Genomic DNA, 15360 nt, shown 5'->3' with positions numbered 1-15360 from the left:
TAAACTGAATCAACCTAATAGTAAAACATAAAGGACCGCTATGAGCATAAGTATGACACAGGGGACATCTGCCGTTGAAGGGGATACTCAAAGTTACGCTAAAGGGATCCAGTACAGTATGGTGAGCGATATCGGCCCATCAGTTTCAGAATCTGCTATGAAGAAATATCTTGCTGAATACCGGAACGGAATAAAGGGTCTCCTTAACAGTGCAGCGGCTGATTCCACATCATATGTGAACAGCATGGAAAACAGCCTCAAAGGGGCATTCAGCAAAGCAGCCCAGGAGGGCTACACACGGCGGATACAGGCCTTCGGGCGCTTGGCAGCGGTATGCCTTCCGCGGGTAAAAAGTAAACAGTACCGTTAGCTGAGGCCTATCCCCTTCAGGCGGTGGACCGTGAGGGATTCAATTTCCATTGTCCCGCGTTCTGCCAGCAAGATAGATTTCCCCGGGCCTTCCACAGGATAGCTGAAGGAACTCATTACCTGTTCCCCGTTATTGATATAGGCTTCAACACAGCCCCGGTCAATAAAGACCCGCAGGGCAACCTTTCCGCTGGAAAGGCTTTCGCTGCTCAGCGGAGCCGCACGGTATCCCCGTCCGCCTTCAGCGGCTGCCTGCCGGTCAACCACTATACGCTGGATCTGGTCATCATACGCAATATATGTATATGAACCCTGCCCGCCGGCATGTACCTTCAGCCCGCAGCGCTCAGCAGTGGAACGGCTGAGATCAATAACCATCTCAATTTCAGTGCCTGCACTTTCCTCAGCAACAACCAGCTGCTCTTCAGCACCCAGGCTGGTCCTGCCAAACTTGTACTGCGACGTCCTCAATGCCTCTGTTTCTTTTACAGGGGTGATACGGATGCTGCCGTCCTTATCAAGAGTCAGTTCACGCGGAAGGGTAAGGTTCCCGCACCAGCCGTCTTCCTGCACAGGTACCGGCCCGCTGGCCTCCGGGCTCATCCACCCATACATGATACGCCGTGAATCCGGTCCTTCAAAGGATTGGGGCGCATAGAAGTTATGCCCCCAATCCCATAAACGGAACCCTGTTTCAGGCTGGAAGCACCCGTCCGGTTCCCACGTCCCTATCATATACCCGGCATTATTCGCATTACGGTTCATGAATCCGCAGGGCTTCGAGCCCATTGCAGAAAAGCACAGGACCCACTTCATGCCGCCTGAATCACTGCAGAGGGCGAAAAAGTCCGGGCACTCAAGCATATACACATCAGGGTCCGGGTGCTCATACAGCACGCGGGAAAACCCCCATGACACCAGGTCCTGCGAAGTGTAAAGCCATATCTGCCCGCGCTCCCTAGCCGAACGCGCACCGATGATCATGTACCAGTATCCATCCTGTTTCCACACTTTTGGATCGCGGAAGTCACTGTGCACAGCGCCTTCGGGAAAAGCTACCACTACCCCCCGCTTAGTGAAAACCCTCGCATCATCATCCTGCGCTTCAGCAAGCATCTGCGCTTCGTATAATTCTTCCGCATGGTTTTCATCCCTTTGCTGGAGAGTGATATTCCCCGTATAAAACAGGCGGAGCCGCCCATCATCCCCTATAACTGCCGAGCCTGAAAATACACCGTCACGGTCCTGATCAAGGCTGGGCGCCAGGACAACAGGTTCACGCCGCCATGTAACCATATCTTCGCTGGAAACATGCCCCCAGTGCATCGGCCCCCACTGCGTGCCGTAAGGGTGCAGCTGGTAGAACACGTGCCAGCGCCCATGATAGTAGCACAGCCCATTAGGATCATTGATCCACCCGCCGTCAGAGGCAATATGGAACTGCGGATACCAGCGGTCGCTGCGCCGGGCAGCAAGTGCAGCCACCCCAGCTTCTGCCCTTATAAGGGCCTGTGCGTGATCCTTATTCACATGATCCGTATCCATAATGAATAACTTTCCTTTCCTGAGCTGCTGCCCTGCCCGCCCCCGCTGACCCTCGTCAACCCTTGACGCCTGTGGAAGCAATGGAGCTGACGAACTGCCTCTGGAACAGGACGAACACAATAATGATCGGGACTGTTATTACAGAACTATATGCCATTATCTGCCCCCACGAGGTGGTCATCTGCTGGAAGTACTGTATCCCTATCATTACCGGCCGCAGATTTTCCGACTGTACAGCCATAAGCGGCCATACATACTGGTTCCACATAGGCAGGAAGCTTAAGATGACTACGGTTGCAGTTGCCGGCCCTGAAAGGGGCATAACAATGCGGGAGTATATATGGAACCATCCCGCCCCATCGACCCTTGCCGCTTCATCAAGTTCCTTGGGGATAGTCTCAAAATACTGGATATACAGATAAACCGAGAAAGCATTAGCTATAAACGGCACTATCTGCACAGCAAGGGTATCGATCCATCCGCGGGTGAAGTACAGCCCGAACTGGTCAACTGCAGGCCGCGGAAGCTGGTTTACCCACCATAGCAGAGGGATGGCATACGTTTCAAACGGGACCATCAATGTGGCAAGGATAAAAACAAAAATGATTTTCTTGAACCTGACGTTGAGGCGCTGTATAGCAAACGCTGCCATTGAATTGATAAATACTCCAAGCACCACAGTCACTACAGTAATAATCACTGAATTGAGGAGGAATGTTGCTGCCGGCACGCGGGTAAACACCTGGGCATAATTATCCAAAGTAGTTTTCCCAACAGGCAGGAAAGCCCTGAACGATCCAAGGTCCCCCATGATCTGATCATCGGGCTTGAAGCTTGATACAACCATGAATACCAGGGGAAAAGCGAAGATAAACGCAAAGATGATGCGTATTATCCATCCCCATACACTCAGCCTGTTCCTTTTATATGCTGCTTTTTTTATCTGGTCTGATTTTACTTGGTCTGACATTTTCAAACTCCTGTCAAAGTCCTTAAACTTAGGTCTTTCCGGCCCCGCTATTTATCACGTGTCATACGGCGCTGTACAGCGGTAACGGCCATAATGATAAGGAAGAACACGAGGGTGATAGCGCTGGCGTACCCCATTTCCTGCTGCTGGAACCCTGAACGGACAGCCTCGAAGACAACAGTTGTAGTGGCGTCACGCGGTCCGCCCTGCGTCATAACGTTGATCTGCGTGAACAGGCTCATTGCTGCGATCGTGATAGTTATCAGGATCATATTCCTTGTAGACCGCAGGCATGGCCAGGTCACATTTTTGAACTGTTCCCAGGGGGAGCAGCCGTCCAGTTCGGCAGCTTCATACAGCTCCCCCGGGATCGTCTGCAGCCCGGACAGCCAGATCAGCATATGCTGTCCTACAGCCTGCCAGATAGACATAACTATGATCGCCCCCATTGCTGTGCGCGGGTCATTCAGCCAGTCAACAGCCTGCCAGCGCCCGAAAGTCAGCTTGGAGAGCACCTGGTTAAGCATGCCGTCATTCTGGTAGATAAACATCCACAGCAGGGAAACGACTACCATAGAGGTCACGACCGGCAGGAAATAGACAGTACGGAAGAACACCGAGCTGCGTACCTGCTTATTGATGAGCACTGCCAGGAAAAGCCCCAACCCAGCCTGCACTGGGACAACAACAACAGCAAATACCGCAACGTTGCGCAGGGCATACCAGAATGTCGGATCAGAAAACAGCCGTGTGAAATTTTCAAAGCCAATGAACCTTGTGGGATTCGGGCTGATAGTGCGGGCATTGGTGAATGACAGGGCAAAGGCCAGAAGTACCGGGATACCAATAAACAGCAGGAGAAGGATGCATGCGGGTGCGAGCATCCCCCAGCCAACAGCATTTTCGTGGCGCTGTTCAGATGCACGCCTGTTGGGCCCTTTGCCCCTCGATGCACCCCTGTCTGATCCATGCCTGCCGGACCCGCGCAGTTTTAATACGTGCTTCTGGCGTATGCCTGCTGCATCCGCGGGCGCAGCAGCTGTCGGGACAGTGCCCGTCTGAGTAGTCTGTGTCATGATTATTTTTCCTTATCAGTACAATGTATAAATATCTCCGGTGCAGTCAGTGCCCCGGATTTTTCCTGTAACCGTCAGCACCTTTAATATTGCCGTCAATATGGTTGACTGCTTTATTGAGCCATGTATCAATATCAGCGCCGTTAAGGATATCCCCGATAGTCTTGCGGAATTCAGTTGAGATAAAATTGTATGCAGGCGTTTCAGGGCGCATTTTTACGTACCGTCTTGATATCTCAGTGAAAACCTGCATATCGCCCCCGTTGGCAAACTGCGGTACGAGTTTCTGCGCGCCTTTGGTTGCCGGGATGTTCATGCCTGCCTTAGCCATGGTCGCAACATACTTATCCTGCAGAGAGAACCGGATATAATCCTGGGCAGCTTCCTTATTGCCGCACGCTGCTGTCATCCCCACGGTCCATGAACCGCCGCCGGCAACAGGGCCGTGCCCGAAATCTGCAAGAGGCATGGCGACTATATCTTTGTAGTCCTTTGCATACTTCTGGAAAGTACTCATTGACCAGATGCCGCCATACAGGAGCCCTGATTTGTTATTAACAAAATCAAGCGCTGTATCAGACCCGCCCCGGGAACTGATATAGCCTTTCTCCACAAGCGAGCGCATCCATGAAGCAAATTCCCGGGCAGCTGTGCCGTTGAGCTTCCCCTCTGCGCTTGTGTAATTGCTGCGGTTTACAAGATCCCCTCCGAACGACTGCAGGATAGGCGCATAAGCATATGCATACCACTCGCTTTTATTGTCAGCTGTGCCGATCTCAAACGGGGTATTCCATGTGCCGCTCGCTTTGAGCCTTGCCAGGGCATCATCCAGCTCAGTCCTGCTCCACGGTTTGTCAACAGTAGCAACGCGGATCCCTAACTTTTCCAGTACCGTCCTGCGCGCAAACAATGCTGTTGTCGCATCAAAATAGCCTACAGTATACAGGTCTTTGTTCCACGTCCCCTTTGCCGACTGCATCAGATCCTGTGCACGCTCCAGAAGCCTGCTGTCCGTCAGCGGTGTCAGTACATTGGCCCATGCCCAGTACGGCGTGTTAGGCTGGTCAACATCGACAAGGCAAGGGAGGTTCCCTGCAGACGATGCCGATATGACCGAATCATTATAGGAACTCTGAGGGAATGCCTGGAGATGGACTGTAGCTTTTTTATCCGGAGAGGCATTATAATCCTTGATTATCTGCTTTACCCCTTCAAGCTCCGCTTCCGATCCGGCAGTATGGGTCCAGATAGTTATATCATTTGAGCTGGCTTTAGCTGCATGCCGGGCAGCTTCGCCACAGCCTGACAGACCAAAGGTACCTGCCACTGCGAGTACGAAAGCGAGCAGAGCACGAGCAGTGTGCCGTATCTCCCGTGACATAATTGTCCTTTCTTTATGTGGTATTACGCGGCTGAGCTAAGTATGGAAACCCGAATACCTCACTGTTATTTTATTGAGGAGCTGCATGTGGCCCACTCATGCTGCCACGGTTTGCAGGACTGCTGTGTCCCTGCCTGGCAGCAGTGTAATAGTATCATGCCAATCGCCCTACGTCAATCGATTGACGTGTTGTGCCTTAAAGGCTTACGAACACAGGGTATACACGGAGTAAATAGCTCCGGATGCTTCAGGCAACAGAATTTTTTTCGATCAGCATGCAGTGTATACGTACCGGAAGCGGGCTGTCTAAAGAAGGGATCCCTGCTGTTGTTTCAGGCAGATCCGGTTCGGGATCCCTGCCTTCGATCAGTGAAATAAGCTTATAAGCAGCCCAATATCCCATCTCATAATGCGGCAGCTCAATAGTAGTAAGGTCAGGCGCAAAAGTCTCAGCGAATACACGATGGTTATCTACCCCCACAACGCTGATATCACGGCCAACAGCAAGACCGCGCCTTGCAGCGCATTCATAGACATACCATGCCCGCGCATCATTGAAACAGAAGAACCCGTCAGGATGCGCCCTGTCAAAAAGGCTGCTTACCGCGTCCAAAGCAGGCCGGTTATTGCCCACTCCAATATCCAGGCCGGGATTATAGGGGATCCCCGCATCGGCAAGCGCTTTCCGGTACCCTTTACGCCTTCCTTCCTGGGCGACAATAGGCGAATCACTCCCCACATACGCTATCTGCGAGCAGCCGGCATCAATAAGGTGCCGGGCAGCATCATACCCGATACGGAATTCATCGGGCGTGATCCCGGGGACAGCACCTTTGCTGTCTGTCGCATCAACAAGGACCACCGGATACCCGCCGAATGACTTCGGTACCGTAATGACCCTGTTGAACATTTTCGCATACAGGAACCCGTCAACACCGTAGCGTTTAAGTGCAGAGATCTCCTCGCTCTCATCAGATTCCCTATCGGTATTGACCGTAAGCATCATGTAGCCTAAAGCGCTTGCAGCATCATGGGCGCCCAGGATGATCCGTCCGGCAAAAGGCGTAGTAGCGATCTCTTCACTGAGGAACCCCAGTATCTTTGTTTTACTGGTCCGCAAAGACCGCGCAAGCGGGTTGGGAGTGTAACCCAGCTTCCGCGCAGTGTCACGCACCTGAGATGCGATGCCCGGCTTGACACGCCCTTCATCACGACCGTTCAGCACCAGCGATACCGTAGATACCGATACCCCGGTCTCCTGTGCGATCTGCTTCATTGTTGTCATACCACTTTAATACCACAACGAGTACCGAAACGGTGCGCCCATAGAAGCACGCTGCATAATAACAGGATGCGCCCGTAAAATATGATGAAATCGTTATTATTTCCTGCAAATCCGTTATAACATACGGAAAAACTGTAGACTGGAGGGGACACGGGTATGCACACAATTGTTCGAATCCCGGCAAAGGCAAGTATTTACAGCAGATAAGGGGAAATATGGCACGTCGATGGACGCCGCAGCGGTTCATCCGGAACCGCCGGCTGCGCATTATTGTGTGTGCTGCTGTCACTGTGCTTGCAGCCATTATCGCGTTCTGCACCGTCTCAGTTAAAACCGTGAAGCTTTCCTATAACGGCAAAGTATCTACCGTGCACACTACAGCAGTCACCGCACAAGGCATGCTCAGGGAACAGGGTATCAGGACAAAGACCCATGATTTTATTACTTCGGACAGCGGGGATATCCTGTCAAACGGATCTACGGTAACGGTACGGACTGCCTATCAGTCTACGATCACCATTGACGGCCAAGTAGTCAATTTCTGGACATACGCAACAGATGCATCACAGATACTCAGCTTTTTCAAGCAGAATGAGGAAAATGCCGTTAAAGTTTCCGTTGATATCAACAATATCTACAATACGCTGACCGGCGGCTTCACTATCAGCTCCCGCGGATCCGCGTATCTGCAGGTGGATGGGCAGAAAATCAAAATAGATGATGGGAATACGACTGCTGCAGCTGTCCTTGACGCCCACAGTATCCAGCTCGGTAAAGATGACCGTGTGAACGTGATACAGAGCAGCGGCGAAACCATCCTTCGGGTGCAGCGCGTTTCCTACACTACATCAACAAAACAGGTCCCCCTCCCCTACGCTACACAGTACGTTGAAGACCCTTCACTGGATGAAGGGGTGCGGACAGTATCACAGGCCGGCAAGGAAGGCTCAGAAATACAGACATTCCGTAATGTTGTTGTTGACGGCGCGGTGGAAAGCTCCGTTATGGTAAAACAGGCAGTCACGTCATACGCAGTCAATGAAGTTATCACTATCGGGACTAAAAAGAAGCAGGAGCCTCAGGCTGCCGCTCCAAAAACTGACGATACCAGTAAAAATACCGGGGCGCAGCCAACCCCTTCGGCCGGGCCTTCACAGGACCCGCAGCCTTCTTCCTCTCCATCCGGCCCATCCGGCCCCAGCCAGCCTTCGCAATCCGGTAAACCTGACAAGCTTGCTGACGGGAAAAACCAGGACACAGCTAAAAAAGCCGAAGCTGACAGGAAGGCTGAAGCTGCGAAAAAAGCTGAAGAACAGCGGAAGGCTGCGGAAGAAAAGCAGAAAAAGGAAGCTGTAGAGAAAGCCCGCAGAGATGCGGCCGAAGCCCAGAAAAAGCAGGCACAGCAGCAGGCAGGATCAACATGGCATGCTACGCCGGCACAGGCCCGGATCTACGGGCAGGCTGCGGCAGCACAGTATGGATGGACCGGGAATGAATGGCAGGCAGTCGCATGGCTGTTCAATAAAGAGTCCGGCTGGCGCTGGGATGCAAGTAACCGGTCTTCCGGGGCATATGGGATCCCTCAGGCGCTTCCCGGCAGCAAAATGGCAACTTCCGGTGCAGACTGGCATGATAATGCGGCAACCCAGATCAACTGGGGGCTGAACTATATCAAAAACCGCTATGGGACGCCGTCAAAGGCAAAAGCTTTCCATCTGACACACAACTGGTATTAAAATGACCGAAACAGCAAGCGGAACAGCACCTGGAACAGTATCCGGGGCTTCATCCCTTTTAGGTGCTTCAGATATCCGCAGCATAGCTTCACGCGCGGGGATCTCACCTGCCAAAAAATACGGGCAGAATTTTGTTATAGATCCCGGCACGGTGAGGAAGATCGCTGCCCTGGCCGGGCCCGGACCTTCAAGCACCGTTATAGAAGTAGGCCCCGGCCTCGGATCCCTTACGCTGGCACTCCTGGAAACCGGCGCAGCTGTATTCGCAGTAGAGATAGACCCTAAGCTTGCCGGGCTGCTCTCCAGTACCGTGGAAACCTATATGCCGCAGGCTGCCGGCCGGCTGCACGTGATCCGGTCGGATGCGCTGGAACTTGAACCGTCACAGATCAGCAGTGCTCCTGCTTCCCTTATGCTCGTTTCAAATCTCCCGTACAATGCTGCGACACCCATTATCCTCACGCTCCTTGAGCGGTTCCCCGGGCTCAGTTCTTTTGTAGTCATGGTACAGAAAGAAGTGGCTGAAAGGCTGGCGGCACAGCCGGGCTCGAAGGTATACGGCGTCCCGTCGGTAAAACTGGCCTGGTATGGCACTGCACAGTTTGCGGGCGTTATTGGCCGCAATGTTTTCTGGCCGGCCCCGCATATTGATTCTGCCCTGGTGGAATTCCATCGGCACACAGATCCGCAGGCCGCGAAGCGCAGCAAAAACCATGCCTTAAAATACCGTACTTTCCTGCTTATTGACAAAGCATTCGGGCAGCGCCGGAAAACCCTGCGCTCAGCCCTGAAAGGGATCGTCGGAGATAACACTTACAGGCAAGCCGGTATCGATGCTTCCCGCCGCGGCGAAACACTGACGATTGAAGAATTCGCGGCGCTCGCCCAGGCAAAAATATCCGCAGGCACTCCATAATACACTATAACCATTCCCGGCAGGGAATGCAGACAGAACCTGTACCCTGCGGCTCCCCACATCCCTGTCTGCACATCTGTGCTTAGTGGTGATTATGATAGGTATTACAAGAAACCAGGAGGACCGATAATGCCAAGTTCCACCACCCGCGAAGAGCGCGAAGCCCGTGTACGGTATCTGCGTGACCGGCATCGGCTTGTTATCACTACAGCGGTTATCGGCATTATTGTAGCAGCACTTATTGCTGTACCGCTTGCCCTCGGCTGGATCGGCGCCCCCAAAAAGGACGATTCGGGTTCGCAGGCCAATAACTATGGGGAACGGACTGCCTGCCTGGCCGGCGATAATGATACCGCAGTCGCGGCGAACCATATTACGCTTCGGGTCCTGAACGGCACAAAGCATGCAGGGTTTGCCACAGCTGTCGGCCAGGAATTCACAAACCGAGGATTCGTTGTGCAGGGCACCGGAAACTGGAATTCCAAAACAGTCTCTAAAAAATCTATTATCTACTTTGGCAGGAATACGGTTGCTGAAGCCTACACGCTGCGGGCTGAATTCCCCAATAACGTTATCCTGCGTATGGATGACCGCAAGGATTACCTCCTGGATATAGTTATCGGGGACGATTTCCGGAACCTTGAGACCACGCAGAAGGTTACAGAAAAAACGAAGAAAAGGCTTACTTCCACAGAAGGCTGCGTTGCCCCCGACAAGCTCACCAAGGTCCCTCAGGCGCAGGAACATACTGAAGTATGGCCGGGCGACAATCAGGCTTCATAAAGCTGGCCAGCAGTTCTGACCAGGGATTGCCGGCTTTTAAGGCATCCTTTTTAGGGGAATCACGGAGTTTAGAGTCTGCCCGTGAAGTCAGCGCTGGCTGTCCCACCATTTTTTAAGTTCCGCAGCTGCTGTCTGTTCATCCACCGGACCGTTATCAAGCCGGTACTCCAGCATATGCCTGTATGCCCTGCCCACATCAGGCCCCGGCTGGAGGCCCAGGATATCCATAATCTGGCTGCCGTTGAGATCAGGCCTGATCGCGTCAAAATCCTCTTTCTCCTTAAGCTGCTCCACGCGCTCTTCAAGCTCATCCATCGCCTGCTCAAACATCAGCGCTTTCTGCCTGTTCTGAGTAGTCGCATCAGCCCGCGTCAGGCGGTTGAGCCTGTAATACAGGGTACCCGCATCTTTTACATACCGCCGTACCGCAGCATCAGACCATGGCTCATCAACATAACCATGGAACCTGAGGTGGAGCTGCACCAGCTTAGAAACATCGTCAGTGATGCGGTTGTCAAAATGCAGCTGCCTCAAGCGCTTCCGCGTCATTTTCGCGCCAACTGCATCATGGTGGTGGAAGCTGACTTTCCCGCCGACCTCAAACCTGCGAGTGCGCGGCTTCCCGATATCATGCATAAGCGCGGCAAGCCTCAGCTCAAGGTCCGGTGCCGGGACCGGGCCATTATCGTCCGTTTCCAAAGCAATAGCACGCTCAAGTACTTTCATCGTATGGTCGAAGACATCTTTATGATGATGGGAAGGGTCCGTATCCATCTGCAGCGCAGGAAGCTCAGGAAGCACATAATCAGCCAGCCCTGATTCAACAAAGGCTTCAAGCCCTTTGCGGGGATGCCTGCTTAAGACCAGTTTCACCAGTTCGTCGCGTACCCGTTCTGCAGACACGATCTCAATGCGCCCGGCCATGGCATTGAGCGCTTCCGCCGTATCAAGGGCAATACGGAAATCAAGCTGGGCAACGAACCGCACAGCACGCATCATACGCAGCGGGTCGTCGCTGAAAGACTGTTCAGGTTCAGCAGGGGTCCTTAAAAGCCTGCGTTCCAGATCATCCCGGCCATTGAAAGGGTCTTCAAATTCCATCTGCGGTACCCTGACCGCCATGGAATTCACTGTAAAATCACGCCGCGAAAGATCCCCTTCAAGCGAAGTTCCATAATTGACATCAGGCTTCCTGGATTCCGGCTCATAAACATCACTGCGATACGTAGTGACTTCAATGGATACATCTGCCCCGTCCTGCATATGCTTAAGCGCACCCAGGGTACCGAATTTGCGCCCCATATCCCAGAAACCGTCGCCCCACTGCCGCAGCAGGGGTTCGAACTCTTCAGGCTTTGCAGATGTGCAGAAATCCAGGTCATGCGCCGGACGGCCCAAAAGTATATCCCGTACAGATCCCCCCACAAGGGCAAGCTCGTACCCTGCATCTGCAAAAATATGCCCTAATTCCACGGCAGCCGGAGGGATAGCGGACATATCTATCTGTCCTGCCTCCTGAGCATGCACTCCCTGTGCTTTATGCTGCATCCCCTGTGCTGCACGCACTCTGCAGTCGTTTTCATTATGGTCAGACACTTCATACCTCCGGCTGCTGCCCGATGCAGCAGCAATATTCCGCTGTTATCTGCTATTGTATTCTACGTTTTATAATATGCGTAAATATACACCCCCGTATTCCCGGCACATCAACCGGAGACGGGAAGGAAATGTCAAAATTTCATGCGCTCTCCAAGAATTCTACCCTTCCATTACTCCATTCGCACAAACTGCACGTAAACTAGTAAGTATGGAAATTACTCCGGGCGATATTGCACGCATGGTAAAACGCGCCATGCGCGACCCGAAGCATACCCTGAAAACGTCGTCTCAGAACGAAAAACCGGCTGACGCAGCAGATACCGCAGACGGCCGGCATCACCATAAACTTGCTTATTTCAGATATACAGACCCGGATACTTCTTATGAGGCATTGCTGGAAGACGATGACGACACGCCGGTATACAGTTCGCAAACCCCTCATTCATCAGTTGAGATACGTCCGCACGGCGAGTACTCATACGGCAGCGATGATCCGCATTCCCTGCTTACTGCCGTATATGAAGAACTGCTGAAAGAGGAAGCGGATACGGATATTGACGATGGCAGCCTGGACCCTGAGAATGGTACCGAACAGATATCTTCAGACGGCCGGAGCCCTGCTACCCCTGCTGTAATGGCCGGCAGGCGCGAAAATTCAGCGACTTTCCCATCGCTTGACAACCGTAATCTTCCCATAGCGCGCGAATATTCTGCCGGAGGACTTATTTTTGACGGCAATAACCATGTTGCTATTATCGCCCGCCACTCACGCTCCGGGCATCTTGAGTGGTGCCTGCCGAAAGGGCATATTGAGAAGGGGGAAACACCCGAACAGACCGCTGTGCGTGAAGTGCATGAAGAGACCGGGATCCTTGGGGAAGTCGTTGATTCCATAGCGACGATCGACTACTGGTTTACCGGGACTACACAGCGTGTGCATAAGCTCGTACATCACTATGTGCTGCGTCAGACTGGCGGGGAGCTCAGCGTCGAGGGGGATCCTGACCACGAAGCAGAAGATGCTATATGGGTAAATTTTGACGACCTCGCTGATATCCTCAGCTACCCCAACGAACGGCGGATCGTATGGCTGTATTCCCGGAAAAGCAAAAAGGCTCACGAAACTGATGAGTGACACCGGCGCCAAAAACACCTCCCGATCTTCTGCACACCTCTGCTTCCGCAGCTGCTGTGCTGTACTGGCTGTACTTGTTTTTGCGGTCCTTGCCCTTATCAGCCCTGCTGCGCCGTCAGCCTCTGCAGATTCCCGCCAGCTGACGGCCGCCGGAACACAGAAAAATACTTCCGGGGTCACTCTGGCCCTGAAAAAATCAACTTCGGTCATCAGTGCTACATCCGGTTACAGTGCAACAGTCACTATCACAAATAATACTTTCCGTACGCTTGATACCGGCAAACTGACAGCCTATACACGCCCCGATTTCGTGTTCCGGGACAGTGACACTGTGCAGCGCTGGGCACAGGCTGATTTCCGCCTGGATGCAATGAGTGTCCTGGGATCAGGCGATACGCCGGCAATACAGCCGGGGAAGTCTGCTGACGTAACTATTTCCGTGAAGCCTGATGCACGTGCAATCTCGCGGATAACTACGTGGGGGGCAAAACCTGTCCTCATACGGTATACCCATAAAGAAGCTGCATCGGCCGGTTCCGAGCGCACCGGCAGTTATACAGGCCGCAGCAGCACAAGTGCACGCCGAACCGGCAATATCAGCAACTCAAGCGGTCCAGGGCCGGGACAGGTGGAACTGAGAACTTTTGTCACCAGGACGAACTCCGATCTCCCCGAAAGCTCGCTGCCAAAGCTTAACGTTGTTTTTGCACTGCCTGTCACTTCCCCGAAGCTGTCCCGCACGACCGTTTCCGCGTCCAGCCTGATACATGGTGCTGGTGCTGTGCGCACCGATTCTGCAGCAAATTCCATTTATTCGGGAACCCCCGACTGTGCCCGGCAGACTGAATATATTAAAAAACTCAATGATACTTATCCCTTTATCCAGAACATTATTGATCCCGCAGTCGCAGGGCAGTACAAGGATTACCCTGCCGCCGCAGTCATGCAGCCTTACGGCACTAACGTAAGCGCAGTATCGCAGTATCCGTCCCTGCAGTGGGACTCAGCCGGGATACATGACCACCTGTGGGATGCGGCAGCTATCCAGAAACTGCTTAAAGCACAGGGCACAGGCAGCTCCCCGGACCAGGGGAACAGCAGCGGCTACCCGTTCGCACAGGCGCCTTCCATAGCATGGCAGGGCCCGCATTCCTCCTGGACAGCGGATGCCCTCGCCAAGGCCAGGCAGCAGGGATATACTGCCGTTATTGCGACAAGCGGGTTTACCGGTACAGGCAGCACTGCAGCACACACGGGGAAACTCACGGTCCCCACGCAGTCCGGGGATATCACCGTACTCAGTGCACACAGCAAACTCAGCGCACTGGCACAGAACAGGGCAACTTCCTCCTCTTCGGCCGCAGAGCAGTCGCAAGCCGGAAGGCTCAACAGGTTTATAGCTGAAACAGCTTTCTATGAGACCCAGGCGCCCTATGAGTCCCGGACCTTCCTTATCACTTTGGGAAGCCTTGCAGATACACAGCAGCGGCAGTATACCGGTTCCCTGCTCAAACTGGTCAGCCAGTCCCCCTGGCTTCAGACAGATACGCTCAACTCCCTGCTCACAGCAGACAGCCCCTATACATCCAAGCAGGCAGCAGACTTTGCCCAGGCCAGCAGCACCGGTAAAGCTGCTGCGGAACAACGCTTTTACGCATCCGCACTGAAAACCCTTGCCGGCCTCCGGGAAAAGCTGACTGTTTTCGACCGTACCATCCTCGTCCACTCATCTGCAGGCGGGCGCACATCATCTGCAGGGGCACAGGGGCTTTCCAGAGGGGATGCCCAAAATAACAGGTTGGCCGCAAACCGCGGTTATACCCTGGAGAATTCTGCAACATGGATGGGCGCCCTTTACACAGCCTTCGACACCTGTTCCCTGCGGTCATTCACTATTGACGACGGCAGTACTGGCACAGTAAACACCGGACAGACAGCGCAAAATACTGCAGCTCAGGATACTACAACACAGAAAAATGCGGATGCTGCCGCTGAAGCTGCAGGTCCTGCAAAAAGCATTGTTGATACGCTGTACAGCTCAGTTTCGCTTATGCATCCCGGTTCGGTCAGTGCAGTTTCCGATAAAGCCAACCTTCCCCTTACCATTACCAATTCCCTTCCCTTCAGCGTAAAAGTCGGCATAAAAGGGACAGTGCTGAAAGAAACAGCACAGAATACAGGTATTGAGATATCGTCTGTTAAAGACATCACCGTCCACGCACACAGCAGTAAACAGACAACGCTTACAATAACTGCCCAGGGAGGCAGGCGGGCCTCAGCAAAACTGTCCCTTACCGATTCGCAGGGGAAGGAATTCGGCAGGGCAGTCACTACGCAGATCACCAGCGCACTTGCCGTTAATGATATTACCGGATATGCCATAATCGCGATCGCTGTGATCCTGGGTGCTCTCGGCCTGTACCGCCAGATCAGGCGTATTCGTACAGGTGCTGTGAATAAAGGCGATGAAGTAGCTGAAAAGCACTAATCTTTCAAGGCAGTAAATTACAATAGGTACAGTAGGCGCAACTGGACGGTACGCAACAGGCAATAAAGCAGAATACA

12 protein-coding genes are annotated in these 15360 nt (G+C 53.2%); 6 read left to right on the top strand and 6 right to left on the bottom strand.

The genetic code is table 11. The features are described from left to right. The first annotated feature begins 40 nt into the window (after positions 1 to 40). Entirely contained in the window at positions 41 to 370 is a 330-nt protein-coding gene (locus tag HMPREF9156_RS0106045; protein ID WP_007147887.1) for a hypothetical protein, read from the top strand. Here the strand turns inward: HMPREF9156_RS0106045 and HMPREF9156_RS0106040 are convergent. The 5 genes from HMPREF9156_RS0106040 to HMPREF9156_RS0106020 all read right to left on the bottom strand — a co-directional run bounded on the left by HMPREF9156_RS0106040 (position 367) and on the right by HMPREF9156_RS0106020 (position 6626). After that, the gene (locus HMPREF9156_RS0106040) at positions 367 to 1914 is read right to left on the bottom strand and encodes a glycoside hydrolase family 32 protein (RefSeq protein WP_007147886.1); all 1548 of its coding nucleotides are present in this window, start codon (positions 1912 to 1914) and stop codon (positions 367 to 369) included. The two genes, HMPREF9156_RS0106045 and HMPREF9156_RS0106040, sit on opposite strands and share 4 nt — an antisense overlap. Before the next feature lie 55 nt (positions 1915 to 1969). Further along, positions 1970 to 2884: a carbohydrate ABC transporter permease gene (locus tag HMPREF9156_RS0106035; protein WP_007147885.1), complete on the bottom strand. Its 915-nt coding sequence runs from the start codon at positions 2882 to 2884 to the stop codon at positions 1970 to 1972. Between the two features lie 47 nt (positions 2885 to 2931). Then, a complete protein-coding gene (locus tag HMPREF9156_RS0106030) occupies positions 2932 to 3960 on the bottom strand; it encodes a carbohydrate ABC transporter permease (protein WP_007147884.1) in 1029 nt (342 codons plus the stop codon). 46 nt (positions 3961 to 4006) lie between these two features. Then, positions 4007 to 5341 carry a sugar ABC transporter substrate-binding protein gene (locus tag HMPREF9156_RS0106025; RefSeq protein WP_007147883.1) on the bottom strand — a complete coding sequence of 445 codons (1335 nt, stop codon included), beginning with the start codon at positions 5339 to 5341 and terminating at the stop codon, positions 4007 to 4009. Positions 5342 to 5588: 247 nt separating this feature from the next. Continuing rightward, positions 5589 to 6626 carry a LacI family DNA-binding transcriptional regulator gene (locus tag HMPREF9156_RS0106020; RefSeq protein WP_029246398.1) on the bottom strand — a complete coding sequence of 346 codons (1038 nt, stop codon included), beginning with the start codon at positions 6624 to 6626 and terminating at the stop codon, positions 5589 to 5591. Between the two features lie 215 nt (positions 6627 to 6841). Here HMPREF9156_RS0106020 and HMPREF9156_RS0106015 point away from each other — a divergent pair, with 215 nt between their 5' ends. The 3 genes from HMPREF9156_RS0106015 (at position 6842) to HMPREF9156_RS0106005 (ending at position 10061) form a co-directional block, all read left to right on the top strand. Continuing rightward, on the top strand, positions 6842 to 8362 hold the full coding sequence (locus HMPREF9156_RS0106015) for an aggregation-promoting factor C-terminal-like domain-containing protein (RefSeq protein WP_007147881.1): 1521 nt from the start codon (positions 6842 to 6844) through the stop codon (positions 8360 to 8362). A 1-nt stretch (position 8363) separates the two neighbouring features. Further along, a complete protein-coding gene (rsmA, locus tag HMPREF9156_RS0106010; RefSeq protein WP_007147880.1) occupies positions 8364 to 9278 on the top strand; it encodes a 16S rRNA (adenine(1518)-N(6)/adenine(1519)-N(6))-dimethyltransferase RsmA in 915 nt (304 codons plus the stop codon). Between the two features lie 129 nt (positions 9279 to 9407). Continuing rightward, the gene (locus HMPREF9156_RS0106005; RefSeq protein WP_007147879.1) at positions 9408 to 10061 is read left to right on the top strand and encodes a LytR C-terminal domain-containing protein; all 654 of its coding nucleotides are present in this window, start codon (positions 9408 to 9410) and stop codon (positions 10059 to 10061) included. An 87-nt stretch (positions 10062 to 10148) separates the two neighbouring features. On the opposite strand, the gene HMPREF9156_RS0106000 is transcribed toward HMPREF9156_RS0106005, so the two are convergent. Then, positions 10149 to 11558 (bottom strand): CCA tRNA nucleotidyltransferase, encoded by a 1410-nt coding sequence (locus HMPREF9156_RS0106000; RefSeq protein ID WP_193378067.1) that lies wholly within the window; start codon positions 11556 to 11558, stop codon positions 10149 to 10151. A gap of 175 nt (positions 11559 to 11733) precedes the next feature. Between HMPREF9156_RS0106000 and HMPREF9156_RS07285 the strand changes: the two genes are divergently transcribed. Further along, the gene (locus HMPREF9156_RS07285) at positions 11734 to 12795 is read left to right on the top strand and encodes an NUDIX hydrolase (protein ID WP_007147876.1); all 1062 of its coding nucleotides are present in this window, start codon (positions 11734 to 11736) and stop codon (positions 12793 to 12795) included. Continuing rightward, positions 12788 to 15283 (top strand): DUF6049 family protein, encoded by a 2496-nt coding sequence (locus HMPREF9156_RS0105990; RefSeq protein WP_007147875.1) that lies wholly within the window; start codon positions 12788 to 12790, stop codon positions 15281 to 15283. Before HMPREF9156_RS07285 ends, HMPREF9156_RS0105990 begins: the two co-directional genes overlap by 8 nt. Positions 15284 to 15360 lie beyond the last annotated feature (77 nt).

Origin of the sequence: Scardovia wiggsiae F0424, assembly GCF_000269605.1 — a bacterium.
In the GTDB taxonomy this organism is placed as follows: Bacteria; Actinomycetota; Actinomycetes; order Actinomycetales; family Bifidobacteriaceae; genus Scardovia; species Scardovia wiggsiae.
Note: the sequence above shows the minus strand (reverse complement) of the source record. Positions and strands in the feature narration are given on the sequence as shown.